The organism is Bradyrhizobium zhengyangense (genome assembly GCF_022012555.1).
GTDB classification, from domain to species: Bacteria; Pseudomonadota; Alphaproteobacteria; order Rhizobiales; family Xanthobacteraceae; genus Bradyrhizobium; species Bradyrhizobium zhengyangense.
The window spans coordinates 459,589-475,681 of sequence record NZ_JAKLTZ010000001.1; the positions used below are offsets into that span (position 1 = coordinate 459,589).

A 16,093-nucleotide genomic window follows, 5' to 3' on the forward strand; every position below is an offset into this window, starting at 1 on the left:
GAGAGCAATCTTGAATCCATCCAGATCAAAACGATTCTAAACTTGAGTTTGAAACCGTTCTAAACGCGAGTTTGTAAGCGTTCTAAACTGGAGCCGATGTTTGTCCTTGCGATGCACGGTCTCGTGCATCGCGATTATGGCGGGTTGACAAGGACCTCATCAGAACTTGGCCGTCGTGATGATGTAGAAGGCCCTCCCCGGCGCGACTGCGACGAACGGCACGGCGCTCCGGTAAAGCGTGTCGTAGTAGAGCTTGTTGGTCAGGTTCTGGGCGTAGAACTTCATGGTCCAGTTCTTGTCGATCTTCTTTTCGACGAACGCATCGAAGCGCCAATAGCTCGGCAGCTCGTTGCCGGTGTTGGCGGCGAACGTGCCGCCATAGACCTTCGAGCGGTATACCGCCTGCCCGCCGACTTCCCAGTCGCCGTCGAACTTGTACTTGGTCAGCATGCTGAACGACTGATGCGCGACGTTGGCGAGCTGAAGGCCGATGTTGGACGCAATGTTGCTCTGTGTGACCTTGGACTGCATCAGGACCAGGCCGCCGAAGACGCTCCAGCGATCGGTGATCTTGCCCTCGGCCTCGATGTCGATCCCTTGGATGCGGTAGGCCGCATTCGAGGTGAGCACGCCCGCCGCATTGGTCTCGCGCGCGTTGTCCTTCGTGGTCTGGAACAATGCGGCACTCACCAGCAGGTGACGATCAGCCAGCTCCCATTTGGTGCCGAGCTCGGCCGCCTTGTTGCGCTCGGGCCCGAGCAGGACGGCCGTGTTGGCGGGAACGCCGCCGTAATCGGTGCCGGTCGCGTCGAGCTCCGAGCCGAACGGATTGGCCGAGGTCGCATAGGCCGCGTAAAGGCTGCCGATCGACATCGGCTTGTAGACCAGGCCGACATTGTAGTTGACCAGATCGGAGTTCATTTTCAGATAGGCGGAGTTGGTCGACGAGCTCATGTTGTAGCCGTCGTAGCGGATGCCGCCGTTCAGGATGATGGTGTCCTGCCAGTTCGCGGTGTCCATGGCGTAGACGCTGCTGGTGTTGACGCCATAGCGTGTCGGGTTGCCTGTCAGCGACGCCGACCCGAAGCCACCGAGATACGTGTACTGAGGTGAGTAGAGATTAACCCCCGAGATCGCCCCGTTGCTCGTGAAGGGCGAGCCGGCGAGCTCCGACGTCAGACCCGCGTAACGATCGATCGAGACATTCTCGTTGGTGTATTCGGCGCCGAACACTGCGGTATGCTTGACCCCGCCGGTGTCGAGCTTGAACGTGGCCTCGTTCTGGTTGGCCCACACGTCCGCTGTCTGGTAGCGACTCTGCGCGCTCGCCGTCGTGGTCCAGAGCAACGGATTGGGATTGGTCGTGATCGGATTCTGCGGCAGCGTTCCGATGTAATTGAGCAGCGAATGCTCGCCGCGCACCTTGCTGGTCAGCGTGATGGCTTCGTTGACCTTGTACTCGGCCGTTGCAGTGCCGAAATCCTGCCGCGCGGTCTGGAAGTCGCGGTTGAGGAAGCCGTACCAGTTGCCGCGCGGAATACCGGCCGACGTCACCGGCAAATTGCCCTGCTTGTAAAAGGGCACGCCGAAATCCGGCAGGCCGCTGAGATCGGTGTGGACGTAGTTGGTCGTGATCTTGATGTCGTTGGTCGGGGTGTACTTGGTCGACAGGAAGGTGCCCCAGCGATCGTCGGTCACGTAATTGCGGCCGGCGACATTGGCGTCCTGGAACAGGCCACCGGTGCGCACCGAGAAGGTCGGATCGATGACCTGGTTGACGTCGAGCGTGACGCGCTTGGTCATGTCGGTGCCGAACTCGGTGTCCATCCGCTTGAAGTTGACGTCGCCGGCCTGCTTGGTGACGATGTTGATGGCGCCGCCGGCGGTGCCGCGTCCGGCATAGGACGATGCCGGCCCGCGCAATATCTCGATCTGCTCTGTGAAGAAGTTCTCGCGGATCGACACGGCGGGATCGCGGATGCCGTCGATGAAGACATCGTTGCGCGCGTCGAAGCCGCGGATGAAGAAGCGGTCGCCGAAAGCATTGCCGCCCTCGCCCGATCCCAGCGTCACGCCGGCGGTCGAGCGTCCGATCTCCTTCAGCGTGGTCGCGTTCTTGTCCTCGAGCACTTCCTTGCTGAGCACCGTGATCGTCTTCGGCGTGTTCAGCATCGGCTCGGGAAACTTGCCGGACGCCTGGACGTGGTCGACCTTGTAGGGCGCGGCCGGATCGGCGTAGGGATTTCGATCGAGCGCTCCGGCCGGGGCCGGCGCAACAGCAGCAGCCTGCTGCTGCGCCTGCTGGCGCTGCGCGGCGCGGCGAAGCGCGTTGCGCGCGCGGACCTGCTCGGGCGACGGCTTCGAGGCCGCCGGGCGCGGACGCTCGACCGGCGCATCGACATTCACCGGAGGCAGGCTTGATTGTTGCGCCTGCGCGCCGCTCGACACCGACGCCACCGCAATCAGGCCGGCAACGACTGATGCCGACTTGCCGGAATTGCCCTCGAGCTTCTCTTCAACTGAATTTCTTGCCGTGATCGCACGCAGCGATCGCGGAGCCATCACCAGCCCCATTCCAACGCACCCCATTCCAAACTCGCCGATGCGCAACATGCGCGACGAACGATAGGGTGGTGCTATCGACCGCAAAAAATCTGGTCAATGCAACGGGGCCCGAGACAGCACTTGAATAGGTCCAGATGAAAGCGATTCTAAAAAATCGATTTCGAAAAAGCTGAAGTGTCGCGCGACACATTGATGCAGCAGAACGCTGAGGCACTTGTCTTCGCGCATCATCTCGCGCAGGCGTCAGTCGCTGCTCGGCGGCTTCATGAGCGAGAACAATTCATCGACGGTGCGCTGCGCGGTTACACGCACGCGGTCGGTGTTGTCCATGCCGGCGATGTTGACGCCGCCAACGACGGCTTTGATCTCGTCGCGGAAGTCTGTGAGGAAGCGCAAGGGATCGCGCTGTTCATTGGCGACGCGCGCGATCAATCCCGTGATCAAGATCTGGCACGCGATCAGCTTGCCGTTCAATTCGTCCATTCCGCACTCCTGATATGGCGGCGCTGATATGAACGACGCTGGTTTTGGTGACAACCGAAACGCGGCCCCGGTGGTTTAGAACCGTTCTCGCGAAGGCAAATTCGCCTTCCCCGCACGGCGCGCTCACTCGCGCCCCCGTCGCAGGCCCACGCCGTCCGCGAGCATTTCCTGTCTCTCGCACGCTCCTCGTTCATCAGAGGAAAATGCAGCACTGCACACCGGCGCGTCACCCGTTTGCCTACGGGGTGCAAAGCTTTCCAATTGTTTAGGATTCTCAACTGATAGTGCTGTTTACACTGGAACTTGGCGTGTAATATACAAGCCTCGCTGGAACCCATTGATTGCCCCGCAATTCGTTGTTTTGGGCATACAAGCCGATACGCTCACAAATGAAAAAGTCACGGCCGATCCTGTGGATTGTCATCATCGCAGCCGTGGCCGGCGGCGGCTATTACGGCTGGCAGCGATATCGGGCCGCGGAGGCCGGAAAAGCCCAAACGGCTCAGAAGGGTGCGCCGCGCGCCCCTGCCGTGCCCGTCAGCATCACACCGGTCCAGAAGGCCGACTTCCCGGTCTACCTGACCGGCCTCGGCACCGTTCAGGGCTTCAACACCGTCCAAGTCCGGACCCGGGTGGATGGCCAGATCGACAAGATCGCCTTCACCGAGGGCCAAATGGTCAAGCAAGGCGATCTTCTGGTCGAGATCGACCCGCGCCCGTTCCAGGCCGCCCTCGACCAGGCCAAGGCCAAGAAGTCCCAGGACGAGGCCAACCTCGCCAACGCCAATCTCGACCTTCAGCGCTACACCAAACTCGGTGAATTCGCGACGCGGCAGCAGACCGATACGCAGCGCTCCACCGTTGCCCAGCTCACCGCCCAGATCGCCTCCGACGAAGCCGCGATCTCCAACGCCCAGACCCAGCTCGACTATACCCAGGTCAAGTCGCCGATCACCGGCGTCGCAGGCCTTCGCCAGGTCGACATCGGCAACATCGTCAACGCCTCGAGCCAGACCGGCGTCGTCACCATCGCGCAGGTCGAGCCGATCACGGTGATCTTCACCGCGCCGGAGGATCAGCTGCCCTATATCAGCGAGGGCCAGAAGTCCGGCGAGCTCAAGGTGATCGCGTTCACCACCGACGGCAAAAAGACGCTGGCCGAAGGCAAGCTTGCCGTCATCAACAACCAGGTCGATACGACCAGCGGGACTATCAGGCTCAAGGCGGTGTTCGACAACAAGGAGCACGCGCTGTGGCCGGGACAATCGGTGTCGACACGCCTCCTGGTACGGACGCTGAAGGACGCGACCATCGTCCCCGATGACGCGGTCCAGCATTCGACCAACGGCCTCTACGCCTACACTGTCAGCCCAGCCAACAAGGCCGAGGTCCGCAAGATCAAGGTCAGCTACTCCATCGACGGACGTTCGGTCGTCGATGAAGGGTTGAGTCCCGGTCAGCAGGTGATTACCGGCGGACAGTACAAGGTTCAGCCCGGCAGCCTGGTCTCGACGACTGTCGCGAGTTCGGATCCGGTCCAGAAAAACAAGGTTCAGCAGGAATGACCGAAGGCGGGATTTCGGCACCTTTCATCCGTTATCCCATCGGCACATCGCTGCTGATGGCCGGCATTCTTTTTGTCGGTCTCGTCGCCTATCCGCTGCTGCCAGTGGCGCCGCTGCCGCAGGTGGACTTCCCGACCATCCAGATCACGGCCAATCTGCCGGGCGGCAGCCCGGAGACGATGGCCTCATCGGTCGCCCAGCCGCTGGAGCGCCAGTTCGCCCAGATTCCCGGCATCGCGCAGATGACCTCGACGAGCTATCTGGGCACCGCCTCGATCACCATCCAGTTCGACCTCAATCGCAGCATCGACGGCGCCGCGAACGACGTGCAGGGCGCCATCAACGCCGCCGCCGGTCAACTGCCGAAAAACCTGCCCTCGCCGCCGACCTATCGCAAGGTCAATCCGGCGGACTCTCCAATCCTGCTTCTGTCCGCCACCTCCGAGACGCTGCCCCTGACCAGCGTCAGCGATGCGGTCGACGCGCAGCTTGCCCAGCAGATCAGTCAGATCTCCGGTGTCGCACAGGTCATCATCGGCGGTCAGCAGAAGCCGGCCATCCGGGTCCAGATCGATCCCGCCAAGCTCGTCGCCAAGGGCTTGTCACTGGAGGACGTGCGGACCCAGATAGCGATCACGACAGTCGATAGTCCCAAAGGCAATATCGACGGCGAGAAGCGCGCCTATACAATCTACGCCAACGATCAGCTGACGCAGTCGAAGGACTGGAACGACGTCATCATCGCCTATCGCAATGGCGGTCCGCTGCGCATCCGCGACATCGGCCAGGCTGTCACCGGCCCCGAGGACGCCAAACAGGCCGCCTGGGCGAATGGCAAACGCGGCGTCTTCCTGGTGGTGTTCAAGCAGCCCGGCGCGAACGTCATCGAAACCGTGGACAAGATCAAAGCGGCCTTGCCCCGCCTCGTTGCGGCGATCCCGCCGGCGATCAAGATCGAGCTGATGAGCGACCGAACCCAGACCATTCGGGCCGCGGTCGAGGACGTGCAGTACACTCTGCTTCTGACCATCTTCCTGGTGGTCATGGTCATCTTCATCTTCCTGCGCAGCTTCTGGGCGACGGTGATTCCGACGATCACGGTGCCTCTGGCGCTGCTCGGCGCCTGCTCCCTGATGTGGGTGTTCGGCTACACCCTGGATAATCTGTCCCTGATGGCGCTGACGATCGCTGTCGGCTTCGTGGTCGACGACGCCATCGTCATGCTCGAGAATATCTCCCGCTACGTCGAGGAAGGTGAAGCGCCGATGGCTGCCGCCTTCAGGGGCGCGAAGGAAATCGGTTTCACCATCGTTTCGATCAGTATCTCGCTGGTCGCGGTGCTGATCCCGCTGCTGCTGATGGGCGGCATCATCGGCCGTCTGTTCCGCGAGTTCGCCGTCGTGCTGGCGATGACCATCTTCGTCTCAATGATCGTCTCGCTGACACTCACTCCGATGATGGCGTCGCGCTTCCTGCGCGCCCATGGGGAGATCCAACACGGCCGCTTCTATCAGTGGAGCGAACGCGCCTTTGACGCGATGCTGCGCGGTTATGAGCATATCCTCGACATCGCTTTGAGCTGGAAGCGCACGACGCTCGTCATTTTCTTCGCAACGCTTGCGCTGTCAGTCTATCTCTTCGTCTTGATCCCCAAGGGCTTCTTCCCGCAGCAGGACAACGGCCTGATCACCGCAACCTCAGAAGCTTCGCAGGACATCTCCTTCTCGGCCATGAAGGAACGGCAAGAGGCGCTCGCCAAGATCATACAGGCAGATCCTGCCGTCGCCAGCGTCGCCATGGCCATCGGCGGCAGCGGACGGGCCGGCAACAACGGCAACCTGTTCATCACCTTGAAACCCCGCGATCAGCGCGACGTTTCGGCGCAGCAGGTCATTGGACGGCTCCGTCCGCAGTTCGAGAAGGTGCCGGGCGCGCGGCTTTACATGCAGGCGGCCCAGGACGTCCGGCTCGGCGGCCGGCCGACACGCACGCAGTTCGAGTTCACGCTGCAGGATGCCGATCTCTCCGAGCTGAACGAATGGGCGCCGAAAATTCTCGCCAAGATGCAGACGCTGCCGGAGCTGCGTGACGTCGCGACCGACCAGCAGACCCAGGGCACCACGGTCCAGCTCAAGATCAACCGTGACACCGCCTCGCGCTACGGCATCCAGCCGCAGCTGATCGACGACACCCTCTATGATGCCTTCGGCCAGCGGCAGGTTACGCAGTATTTCACCCAGCTCAACACCTACAAGGTGATCCTGGAAATCCTGCCGGAGATGCAAGGCAACCTGGATTCGCTGAACAAGCTCTATTTGAAATCGCCGCTGACCGGCGATCAGGTGCCGCTGTCGACCTTTGCGACCTGGACCACCGATCCGGTTCGTCCGCTTTCGATCAGCCACCAGGGCCAATTCCCGGCGATCACGATCAGCTTCAACCTCGCCCAGGGCGTTGCGCTCGGCCAGGCCACCCAGGCCGTTCAGAAGGCGATGGCCGATCTCGGCGCGCCGGCGACGCTGAATTCGAGCTTCCAGGGCACCGCGCAGGCGTTCCAGCAATCGCTCGGCACCGTGCCGCTGCTGATCCTCGCGGCGCTGGTCGTGGTCTATCTGATCCTCGGCATCCTCTACGAAAGTTACATTCATCCGATCACGATTCTGTCGACCCTGCCCTCGGCCGGCGTCGGGGCGCTCATGATCCTGATGGCGGCCGGCTTCGACTTCAGCCTCATTGCCTTGATCGGCATCATCCTGCTGATCGGCATCGTGAAGAAGAACGGCATCATGATGGTCGACTTTGCCATCGCAGCCGAGCGCGACGGGAAGACGCCGGAGGAATCGATCCGCCAGGCCGCGCTGCTGCGCTTCCGCCCGATCATGATGACGACGATGGCAGCACTGCTCGGCGGCGTGCCGCTGATGCTCGGCCACGGCACCGGCGCCGAGATCCGCCAGCCGCTTGGCTACGCCATGGTCGGCGGCCTGATCGTCAGCCAGGCGCTGACCCTTTTCACCACCCCGGTGGTCTATCTCTATCTCGACAAGTTCTCGAACCTGTTCAAGGGCAGCTCGACCGACGCGGATCGGCACGAGACGTCGGCGCACGGCGCCGTCAAGGAAGCCGCCGAGTAAAGTTGCGTCGCGGCTTTCGCGACGCTACAGCCAAGCCCTCGCTTCACGCCAACGTGGTCACGCCATGCCCATGCAATCCAGACTCGTCGCCCTTGCCGCCGCTGTCCTGTTGTCGAGCGGCACCGCGTCTGCCCAGCAGGGCGCCAAGAAGAACGCGGCTCCCCCTTCCCTCGCGGCCCAGCCCGCGCCCGCTCCGACCCAGTCGCAAGCCGAGGGCACGCCGCCGCAGCCTGGCTGGATCGCACGCTGCACCAGCGCGAGCCGCGACGCCCCGCTCGAATGCGCGATCGAGCAGAACGCAGTGCTGACCAAGACCGGCCAGACCATCGTCCTGGTCAACATCCGCATCGCGCCCGACACACGCACGCCGGTTGCACTGCTGCAGCTGCCGCTCGGTCTCAATCTTCCGCTCGGCGCCAAGCTTCAGGTCGACGAAGGCAAGGCGATCGATCTGCAGATCCAGACCTGCGAGAACCGCGGCTGCTACGCCTCGACGCCGATCGCGCCCGACCTGCTTGCGAGCCTTCGCTCGGGCAAGCAGCTGAAGGTTTCCTTCCAGAACATGGCCAAGGAGACGATCGCGATCCCGATGCCGTTGAACGATTTCGCGGCGGCCTACGACAAGATCAAGTAATTTACGGTCGTCCTTCGAGACACCTGCTTGACTGCCACTGCTTCAGGCGAGGCGGTCAGCCGTTCAGCTCGCCCGCCGGCAACGGCATCGTGAAGCCGCGATTGTAACTTCTGATCCCGGCGCGACCAGCGCAGGTCAGCTTTGCGGAAGCTTGATCGACGCCATGTAATCGTGGATCGACTGATCAGGGATCGATTTGCGCGCGATCAGGTGGTGAATACAGTTCGCAGCAAGGTCGAATGAGCGGTAGCAATGATGAGAGATCATTGCCAGATGCTTGAGTTGCTCCACGGTCATGTCGGCCGGCCGCATGAAGTTTCGCACATAGACGATATCGGCCTCCAGCAACTGGTTCATCGCCGCATAGGGATTGGATGGGTCGCTCAAGGGAGCGATCATACGCCGATTAATGGCCGTAAAGGCGTGAGGAACGAATCCCTGCTTGCGCAATTCGCCATCGATATCGCCGAATGTCGGCTGGTCCTTGTAGAGACAAAGAAACGAGACCTCCGTTTGAATGGCGACGGCCTGCTTCAGCTTCTGCCGCCCGCTTCCGAAGACAGCCAGCTCGGAGCCCTGAACGTCGATTTTCAGGAAATCCAGATCCCGGATTTCGGCAATATCGTCGAGCCGGCGGGTCTGGACCGGATGTTCGCTGACGACGGTGCCCCATTCGGAAAATTTGGCAAAATGCGACAGCACATTCTGATCCGGAAGCAGCAGGCTCGTCATTCCCGGGATTCGGCATAGACGCAGCTTGGCCTTGTGCCCATTCCCAACGACATAGTGATAGTAGCTCTCGAGGTCGCTCTTGCGGGCATTGAGCTCTGCAAGCGCTTCGTCCTGCGGTTCAAAGCCAACGACGGTACAAAGCCTTCGTTGCAGCATCGCCTTGTAGGGCGGCTCGCCATCGATCGGATTGGCCCCGATATCAACGACCGAGGTCAGCCGTGCCGGCCGGATGAGATTATTGAGCAGGTCCGGTTCGTTGTCAGTCATGCGAAGCCCATGGAAGGAATGACATGAGGCTTCACACCAAGGCGACCTCATGATGAGATTTAGACGGCAAACGAGGCCGGCGCTTCGCCAGCGCAATGCCGTCGCCACATTTCATTGAAGGCCTTTTCGATGTGCCGCGTCATGCGGGCCGTATCGAACAGCGGCCAAGTGGTCCGCTGCGACGCCAGCTTGCCCTTCAGGGCGGCTCGAAGTTCGGGATCATGCGCGATCCGAAGCGCCAAGCTCTCATAGTCGTCCAGCGATTGCGTCACCAGTTCAGGCAGGCCGACAGCGTTCAGGATGCTGGCTGCAACGCGTCCCGCAAAGGCGGTGCCGAGGCAGGTCACAACCGGCAAGCCGGCCCAGAGAGCGTCGCTGGCCGCCGTATGGGCATTGTAGGGCAGCGTGTCCAGGTACAGATCGGCGAGCTGGTGGCGCGCCAAGTGTGCGTCGGCAGGCGCATGTGAGGCGAACACGATCCTTTCTGCCGCGATGCCGCGCGCAACGGCCTCACGCTTCAGGTTCTCCTTCGCGATCGGGTCCCCATCGAGCAGCCAGAGGACGCTGCCGGCGGTCTTGGCAAGCAGCCTCATCCAGACATCGAACAGCACAGGCGTGATCTTGGACGTCCTGTTGAACGCACAGTAGACGAATGCATCGTCCGCCAGCCCGACCTCGCTCCTGGCAGGTACATTTGCGAGCGATCGCCTCGCGTCGGTCGCCTGATAGCTGTCGGGGAGATAAATCACCTTCTCACTGTAATGCTTCTGCTCTGCTTCGGGGACGATGATCGGGTCGGCCATGACGTAGTCCATGTAGGGCGCGCCCATCGTGCCGGGGTAGCCGAGATAGTTGACCTGGATGGGAGCCGCCCGGTGCGCGAGGATCCTCGGCCGCGCACCGGCGGTGAAGCCTCCCAGATCGACGAGAACCTCGATGTCGAGCTGGCGTATCAGCTTGACCACGTCCTCGTCGGGAAGATGGCTGACGTCTTCGAAGCGCTCGAATGCTGCCTTCAGGCGGTCGCGCAACTCGCTCCGGTCGTCGGGTCCGTAGGAAATGGCGCTGACCTCGAAGCGCTCGCGGTCGTGCTCCTCGATGACTCCGACCATCAAGTGCCCGATGGCGTGATTGCGAAAATCGGCAGACATGTACCCGATCCGCAGCCGGGAAACCGGTGACGGCGTTCTGGGCCTCGCCGCACCTCGCTCCGGGGCGACCTTGGCGACAAATGTCTTCGCGCAGGTCAATTGGCGTGCGGGAGACGACGAGGCATGAAGGAACGTGAAGGGATCGACCGCCACGCCTGACTCGACGGCCTCGTCCAGGCCGGCCTGTTCACGTTCGAAACTGCGCCAGTCGGCGCGCTTCCGCCTGGAATCAACGAGCTTGCTCAACGCGAACGGGAAGGCCTTGTCCAGTGCGACAGTTCTTTCGAGCGCTCCGATCGCTTCGTCGTGTCGGCCCATTTGGCCAAGGACCTCGGACAAAGCGAAATGGTTCTGTGGATTCGACGGTGCGAGCGCGACCGCACGCTGGTAGCTGTCATGCGCTTGGTCGAGCTGACCGAGTTGCTGGAACGCGCTGCCCCGGTTTGCGAACGCCGCGCTCGATGGCGCGATCGCAATGGCGCGCTCAAACTCCGCGATGGCCCCGTGAAGCTCCTGCCGCGCCATCAGGATCGCTCCGCGATTGAGATACGCATCGGCGAAATCAGGCGAAAGGGCAATCGCCTTCGCAAGCCAAACGAGCGCGTCGTCCGTCTTGCTCAATGCACGCAGCACGTTGGCATAGTTGAAAAGAACGTGGGGATTGCCGCCATCAAGGCGAGCTGCCTTCTTGAGCAGCGGCTCGGCGTCCGCGAAATCACCCCGCTGAGCGCGCAATAGCCCCAGCATATGCAGCGCTACAGGATGCGTTTTGCTTCCCTTCAGGATGGTCGTATAGGCCCGCTCCGCCTCCAACAGATTGCCGGAACGGTGCGCTGCAATTGCCTGGTCCAGACCAGCCGACGGATGGAGTGAGATGGGAGCCGAGGCTCCCTTGTTGCGGCTTTGCTGCGCCATATGATTGGATTCCGCACCCGACGACGGGTCGGTTTTCAGGTGAACTGGTGCAAAAAACTCTAGTCGCCTTTGCCGGAGAGAACAACGGCAGCGCCGTCGCGCTGCAAAGCACTAAAGACCGCGTGTATATCGATTTCGCGCGCGACATTGTTGATGCCACCAACTCGTTTGGCTTTTCCTTCGCGCTGCGACGATGATCAAAGTGACAGGCAAAAAAATAGACCCCCAGCGAAACCGCTGGGGGTCTTCGTTATCGGCTCAGGAGTGAGCTTAGAAGTTACGCTGAGCGCGGAGGAGCAGGGCGACCGAGTCCTGGTCCTTCATCTCATAGAGAGCTGCCGGCTTGGCAGCGGCCGCAACGCCCGGGCTCGCAACGGTGCCCGAGTACTTCTGGTCAAGACGCGACCAGCTCACGTCCGCCGTGAAGGCCAGGTTCTTGACCGGGGTCCAGATGGTGTTGACACCGATCACAGCGAAGTTGAAGTCGGGGTTGCAGTTGCCGGTGAGGCCGAGCAGACCAACCATGTTCGCGCAGATCGTAGCCTTGCCAGCACCACCGTACTGCACGGCGCCGTAGCCACCATAGATGGCGCTCGCCCAGTTCGGGTTCCAGTTGTGGGTGTAGCCACCACGGAAGCCCCAGGTCTTGACGGTTTCGATGCCAGAGCCGGTGGTGAAGACACCATCAGCAATGCCGGCGATTCCGAGACCCTGATAGGCGCCAGCCAGGCCCGTGCCGCTGTACATGAAGAACGTCTGCGGGAACAGGCTCTGGAAGTTGTAGCGGCTCGCACCGTCGGTATAGACCGCCTGCAAGTTGATCGAGTCACCCGCGCCAGTCGGGATGTTCTTGATCGACAACGAACCCTGAACCGCCCAACCCCACTTGTCGCCGGGATGACCCGTCGGCTCGGTGAGGCCGTAGTAGGCGGCGTGCATGTCATGCGCGGCGACCGAGATCTGAGCCAGACCCCAGGCCTGGTCAACACGGATCGCACCGGTGATGTCGGGAGCGCGCGTGCCACCCCAGCTGTTGTTGCCGTAGATGCCCTGGACCATGTTGGCCGCGGTCGCGCCCGACAGGTTCCAGAGGTTCGTCTGACCGCCAGCGGAGGTCGATTCATCCTCCAACGCGATCGAACCGGTGATGCCCTGGCCGAAATCAGCCGTATAGGCAACCTGGTTGATACCGGTCACGTGGTTGGAACCGCCCGGAAGGGTGTCGGGACCGCCAGCCGGATAGCTCTGCCACGGAGCGTCGAAGATCGAGACCGTACGGCCGAACGTGAAGCCGGCGAACTGGATGAACGCATGGTACAGGCCGAGCGAAGCCGAACCGGTCGAGAACGCCGACGGGGCGCTGCCGGTGACCGAAGTCGTATCCCACGAGAAGACCATGTCGGCGAAGGTGCGAACCACGCCATACTCGGTCGCCGTGCGCGTATCGACCGTGAAGTCCATACGAGCGCGTTCGCCCCAGTAGTTCGTCAGACGGTTGTTCGAACCCTGGTTCGCGCCTTGACGGAAACCGTAGTCGCCACCCTGGGCCCAGACGTCAGCGCGCAGGTAGCCACCGAACTTGATGCAAGTGTCGGTGCCCGGCATGTAGTAGAAACCCGCACCGTACAGGGAGCAGATCTTCACGTATTCGACCGCCTTGGCCTTCACGGGGAGATCGGCTGCTTGAGCTCCGCCCACGGCGATCAGACCCGCCGCTGAGCCGAGCAAAAGGCTCTTAACCAACTTCATGTTAAACCTCCAAGTTGCTCTTCAGGGAAGGTCACTGACCCGAACGGCCAATTCCCCAACCCCCTTTAAATCACCGCTTTGGCCGCCTTCGCGTCTTCGGACACACCCGCATGAACGCGAGGGACTTAAGCGAAAGACCTAAACGGGACGACCTTGGGATGCCCCCCTCCGTCGCCTGATCACCATGATCGATGGCCGATGCACACGCAACAACCGAACGGCCCCAAACAGCCCCCAACAATCCGAATCCGGTCAGGTGTTGCACAAAAATCACGCAACATTTTTGGGGCGGAGAATAAATAACTAATTGATTACGCTGCATAAAATATCGATCACAGCTGCGTGACGCGCAAGGTTGCCAATGGAACTCCTCGCAGCGGGGTTGGGAAGCCGATCCCGGGAGACCAACTTCCGAGCTTGAAAAGGTCGAATCGGACCGCAAGGAAAAAGCGCTCGAAAGGCGCGCTCCTGAGCGAACCGCGACTTGAAAATAAAGGGGAAATTTCAGCCGCTTCGGGCTACGGACCAGGCCAGGATCGCAAAAGCGTCCATCCCCGGCGAGCCGAACTGGCCCCGCATCCCCGCAATCACTGGAATCAGAGGCTCGCAGCGACCGCGGGACATCTCGATGAGCGGAAGGCGTCGCTCTTCAGGTCGTCCGAAAGCCGGAAGCAACAGCCCGGATGGCTCGCCGGCAAATCTTGCAAATGCCTCGCTCTCGCCGAGCCGCTGCAGGGCAATCAGAGAGAAGCCTCTCAATATCGCGGACAGAATCACCAAGCTTTCAAACGAGCCGCATGATGTGCAGCGAGTGATGATCGAAATTCTGCGAAGGCAAACGGCGACAATCTTTGCCGGCATCTGCATCTGCAAACGTCAAGAACTCAACACACAACACGACGACATGTGAACGCGAGCGAACTGCGCAGGACGCCTGCATAGTTCGCGTCGTCCTCCGATGCGCTTGATTTGGTCCGAGCGGAGCAAGGGGTGCAATGCTGACAGGGAGGTTCCGCGATCAGCGGATCAATCAGCGCTTCCGGTCGGGAATCTGACGCTTGGCTGGGGAACCTGGATTCGAACCAAGACAAACAGAGTCAGAGTCTGTTGTGCTACCGTTACACCATTCCCCAACGGAATAGTCGAACAAATTCAATGCCTTACTGATTTGTCCGACTGTGGCCGGCAGCGCAATTTGCGCAAATCACGGCTCAGGCGTGCAGCCTTCTACCCGCTCAGCCATAGGCTGGCAAGCGCGGCTGTGCACGGATGCGCGTGCTCAGGAACCTCTCCCGCCCGGCCGCCCAAATCTCTAAATGTCAGCATTGGTCGGTGGCCGTGCCGGCGCCGAAATGACTGCGAGACACTTGGAGATTCCAATTGGAGATTCCGATGCAGCGAGGGTTACCCGCAGACACCCCCGACCTCGACTACGGCTCAATCGGCGCACTGCAGAGCGCTTTGGTTGCGCAAAAGCTGTCGGCGTCGGAGCTGCTCGCGCACACGATTGCGCGCACCGAGGCGCTGGACGGCGACATCAACGCGGTTGTCGTTCGCGACTTCGATCGCGCACGAGACGCTGCGCGCGTCGCCGATACCGCGCTCGGCCGCGGCGAGCGGGGCCCGCTCCTCGGCATTCCCGTGACCTTGAAGGAGCCCTTCAACGTCGCGGGCCTGCCGACCACATGGGGCTTTCCGCATTTTCGGGATTTCCGGCCGGCAGAGGATGCGCTGCTCGTCTCCAGATTGAAGGCGGCCGGCGCAATCATCATCGGCAAGACCAATATCCCGATCGGACTGCGGGATTTCCAAAGCTACAACGAGATCTACGGGACCACGAAGAACCCATGGGACCTCGGCCGTTCGCCTGGCGGCTCCTCAGGCGGATGCGCGGCAGCGCTGGCGGCGGGATTCGGTCCGCTGTCGATCGGCTCCGACATCGGCGGCTCGATCCGCGTGCCCGCACATTTCTGCGGCGTGTTCGGACACAAGCCGAGCCTCGGCCTGGTCCCGCTGCGAGGCTACAGCCTCCCGCCGGCGCCGCCCGTTCCGGGCCAGGGCGATCTTGCCGTCGTCGGCCCCATGGCGCGCACCGCCTTCGACCTCGCGCTGGCGCTCGACGTGATTGCCGGGCCCGACGAAGCCCGCGACGGCATCGGCTATCGCCTCGCCTTGCCCTCCTCCCGGCACAACAGCCTCAGGGATTTCAGAATCCTCGCCATCGATAGCCATCCGTTGATGCCAACGGGCGAAGCCGTGCGTTCGGCGATCGTCCGACTGGCCGAGCGGCTCGCCAAAGCGGGCGCACACGTTTCGCGATCGAGCACCGCGCTGCCCGATCTCGCGGACTCGGCGCGCCTCTATATGAGGTTGTTGAACGCAGCGCGCAGTCCGCGCCTGACACCAGAGGCCCTGACCGAAGCCCAGCAATTGGCCGCTGCGCTCGCGCCTGGTGACCGCAGCCTGCAAGCCGAGCGCGCCCGCGGCTGGGGCATGATCCATCGAGACTGGCTCGCAGCCGATGCGATGCGCCTGCGTCTGCAGGCGCAGTGGCACGCGCTATTCCGCGACTTCGACGCGGTGATCTACCCGGCAGCGGCCGTGCCGGCCTTCCCGCATGATCATTCCGAGCCGTTCGATGCGCGGCAGCTCGACATCGACGGCAAGGCACATCCCTACGCCGACGCCTGCTTCATCTGGGCCGATCCGGCATCGACCTGCGGACTGCCGGCGACCGCCGTTCCGATCGACCGGTCGCCGTCGGGTCTCCCAATCGGCGTGCAGATCATCGGACCGTATCTGGAGGACCGCACGACGATCGCACTTGCCGGATTGATCGAACGCGAATTCGGCGGCTTCGTGCCGCCGCCATCGCTCGCCCGTCCATCTTGATGCGGA

10 protein-coding genes and 1 tRNA gene are annotated in these 16,093 nt (G+C 62.0%); 5 read left to right on the plus strand and 6 right to left on the minus strand.

The window, feature by feature from the left end; genetic code table 11:
- Positions 1–159: 159 nt before the first annotated feature.
- Both L6639_RS02305 and L6639_RS02310 read right to left on the minus strand, forming a co-directional pair.
- A complete protein-coding gene (locus tag L6639_RS02305; RefSeq protein ID WP_237859403.1) occupies positions 160–2,574 on the minus strand; it encodes a TonB-dependent receptor in 2,415 nt (804 codons plus the stop codon).
- 234 nt (positions 2,575–2,808) lie between these two features.
- Positions 2,809–3,048, minus strand: coding sequence for a hypothetical protein (locus tag L6639_RS02310; RefSeq protein WP_237858601.1), 240 nt, complete (start codon positions 3,046–3,048; stop codon positions 2,809–2,811).
- A gap of 389 nt (positions 3,049–3,437) precedes the next feature.
- Here L6639_RS02310 and L6639_RS02315 point away from each other — a divergent pair, with 389 nt between their 5' ends.
- The 3 genes from L6639_RS02315 to L6639_RS02325 all read left to right on the plus strand — a co-directional run bounded on the left by L6639_RS02315 (position 3,438) and on the right by L6639_RS02325 (position 8,381).
- A complete protein-coding gene (locus L6639_RS02315; protein ID WP_237858603.1) occupies positions 3,438–4,613 on the plus strand; it encodes an efflux RND transporter periplasmic adaptor subunit in 1,176 nt (391 codons plus the stop codon).
- Positions 4,610–7,747: a multidrug efflux RND transporter permease subunit gene (locus L6639_RS02320; RefSeq protein ID WP_237858605.1), complete on the plus strand. Its 3,138-nt coding sequence runs from the start codon at positions 4,610–4,612 to the stop codon at positions 7,745–7,747. Before L6639_RS02315 ends, L6639_RS02320 begins: the two co-directional genes overlap by 4 nt.
- 64 nt (positions 7,748–7,811) lie before the next feature.
- Positions 7,812–8,381 carry an invasion associated locus B family protein gene (locus L6639_RS02325; protein ID WP_237858607.1) on the plus strand — a complete coding sequence of 190 codons (570 nt, stop codon included), beginning with the start codon at positions 7,812–7,814 and terminating at the stop codon, positions 8,379–8,381.
- A 135-nt stretch (positions 8,382–8,516) separates the two neighbouring features.
- Here L6639_RS02325 and L6639_RS02330 read toward each other — a convergent pair whose 3' ends face one another.
- The 3 genes from L6639_RS02330 to L6639_RS02340 form a co-directional block, all read right to left on the minus strand.
- The gene (locus tag L6639_RS02330; RefSeq protein ID WP_237858609.1) at positions 8,517–9,380 is read right to left on the minus strand and encodes an FkbM family methyltransferase; all 864 of its coding nucleotides are present in this window, start codon (positions 9,378–9,380) and stop codon (positions 8,517–8,519) included.
- Between the two features lie 59 nt (positions 9,381–9,439).
- The gene (locus L6639_RS02335; protein ID WP_237858611.1) at positions 9,440–11,446 is read right to left on the minus strand and encodes an O-linked N-acetylglucosamine transferase, SPINDLY family protein; all 2,007 of its coding nucleotides are present in this window, start codon (positions 11,444–11,446) and stop codon (positions 9,440–9,442) included.
- Positions 11,447–11,716: 270 nt separating this feature from the next.
- A complete protein-coding gene (locus tag L6639_RS02340) occupies positions 11,717–13,195 on the minus strand; it encodes a porin (RefSeq protein WP_237858613.1) in 1,479 nt (492 codons plus the stop codon).
- A 628-nt stretch (positions 13,196–13,823) separates the two neighbouring features.
- Between L6639_RS02340 and L6639_RS02345 the strand changes: the two genes are divergently transcribed.
- Positions 13,824–14,105: a hypothetical protein gene (locus L6639_RS02345; protein ID WP_237858615.1), complete on the plus strand. Its 282-nt coding sequence runs from the start codon at positions 13,824–13,826 to the stop codon at positions 14,103–14,105.
- A 149-nt stretch (positions 14,106–14,254) separates the two neighbouring features.
- On the opposite strand, the gene L6639_RS02350 is transcribed toward L6639_RS02345, so the two are convergent.
- Positions 14,255–14,328 (minus strand) — tRNA-Gln (locus L6639_RS02350).
- 259 nt (positions 14,329–14,587) lie between these two features.
- On the opposite strand from L6639_RS02350, the gene L6639_RS02355 reads away from it, so the two are divergent.
- Positions 14,588–16,087: an amidase gene (locus tag L6639_RS02355; protein WP_237858616.1), complete on the plus strand. Its 1,500-nt coding sequence runs from the start codon at positions 14,588–14,590 to the stop codon at positions 16,085–16,087.
- Positions 16,088–16,093 lie beyond the last annotated feature (6 nt).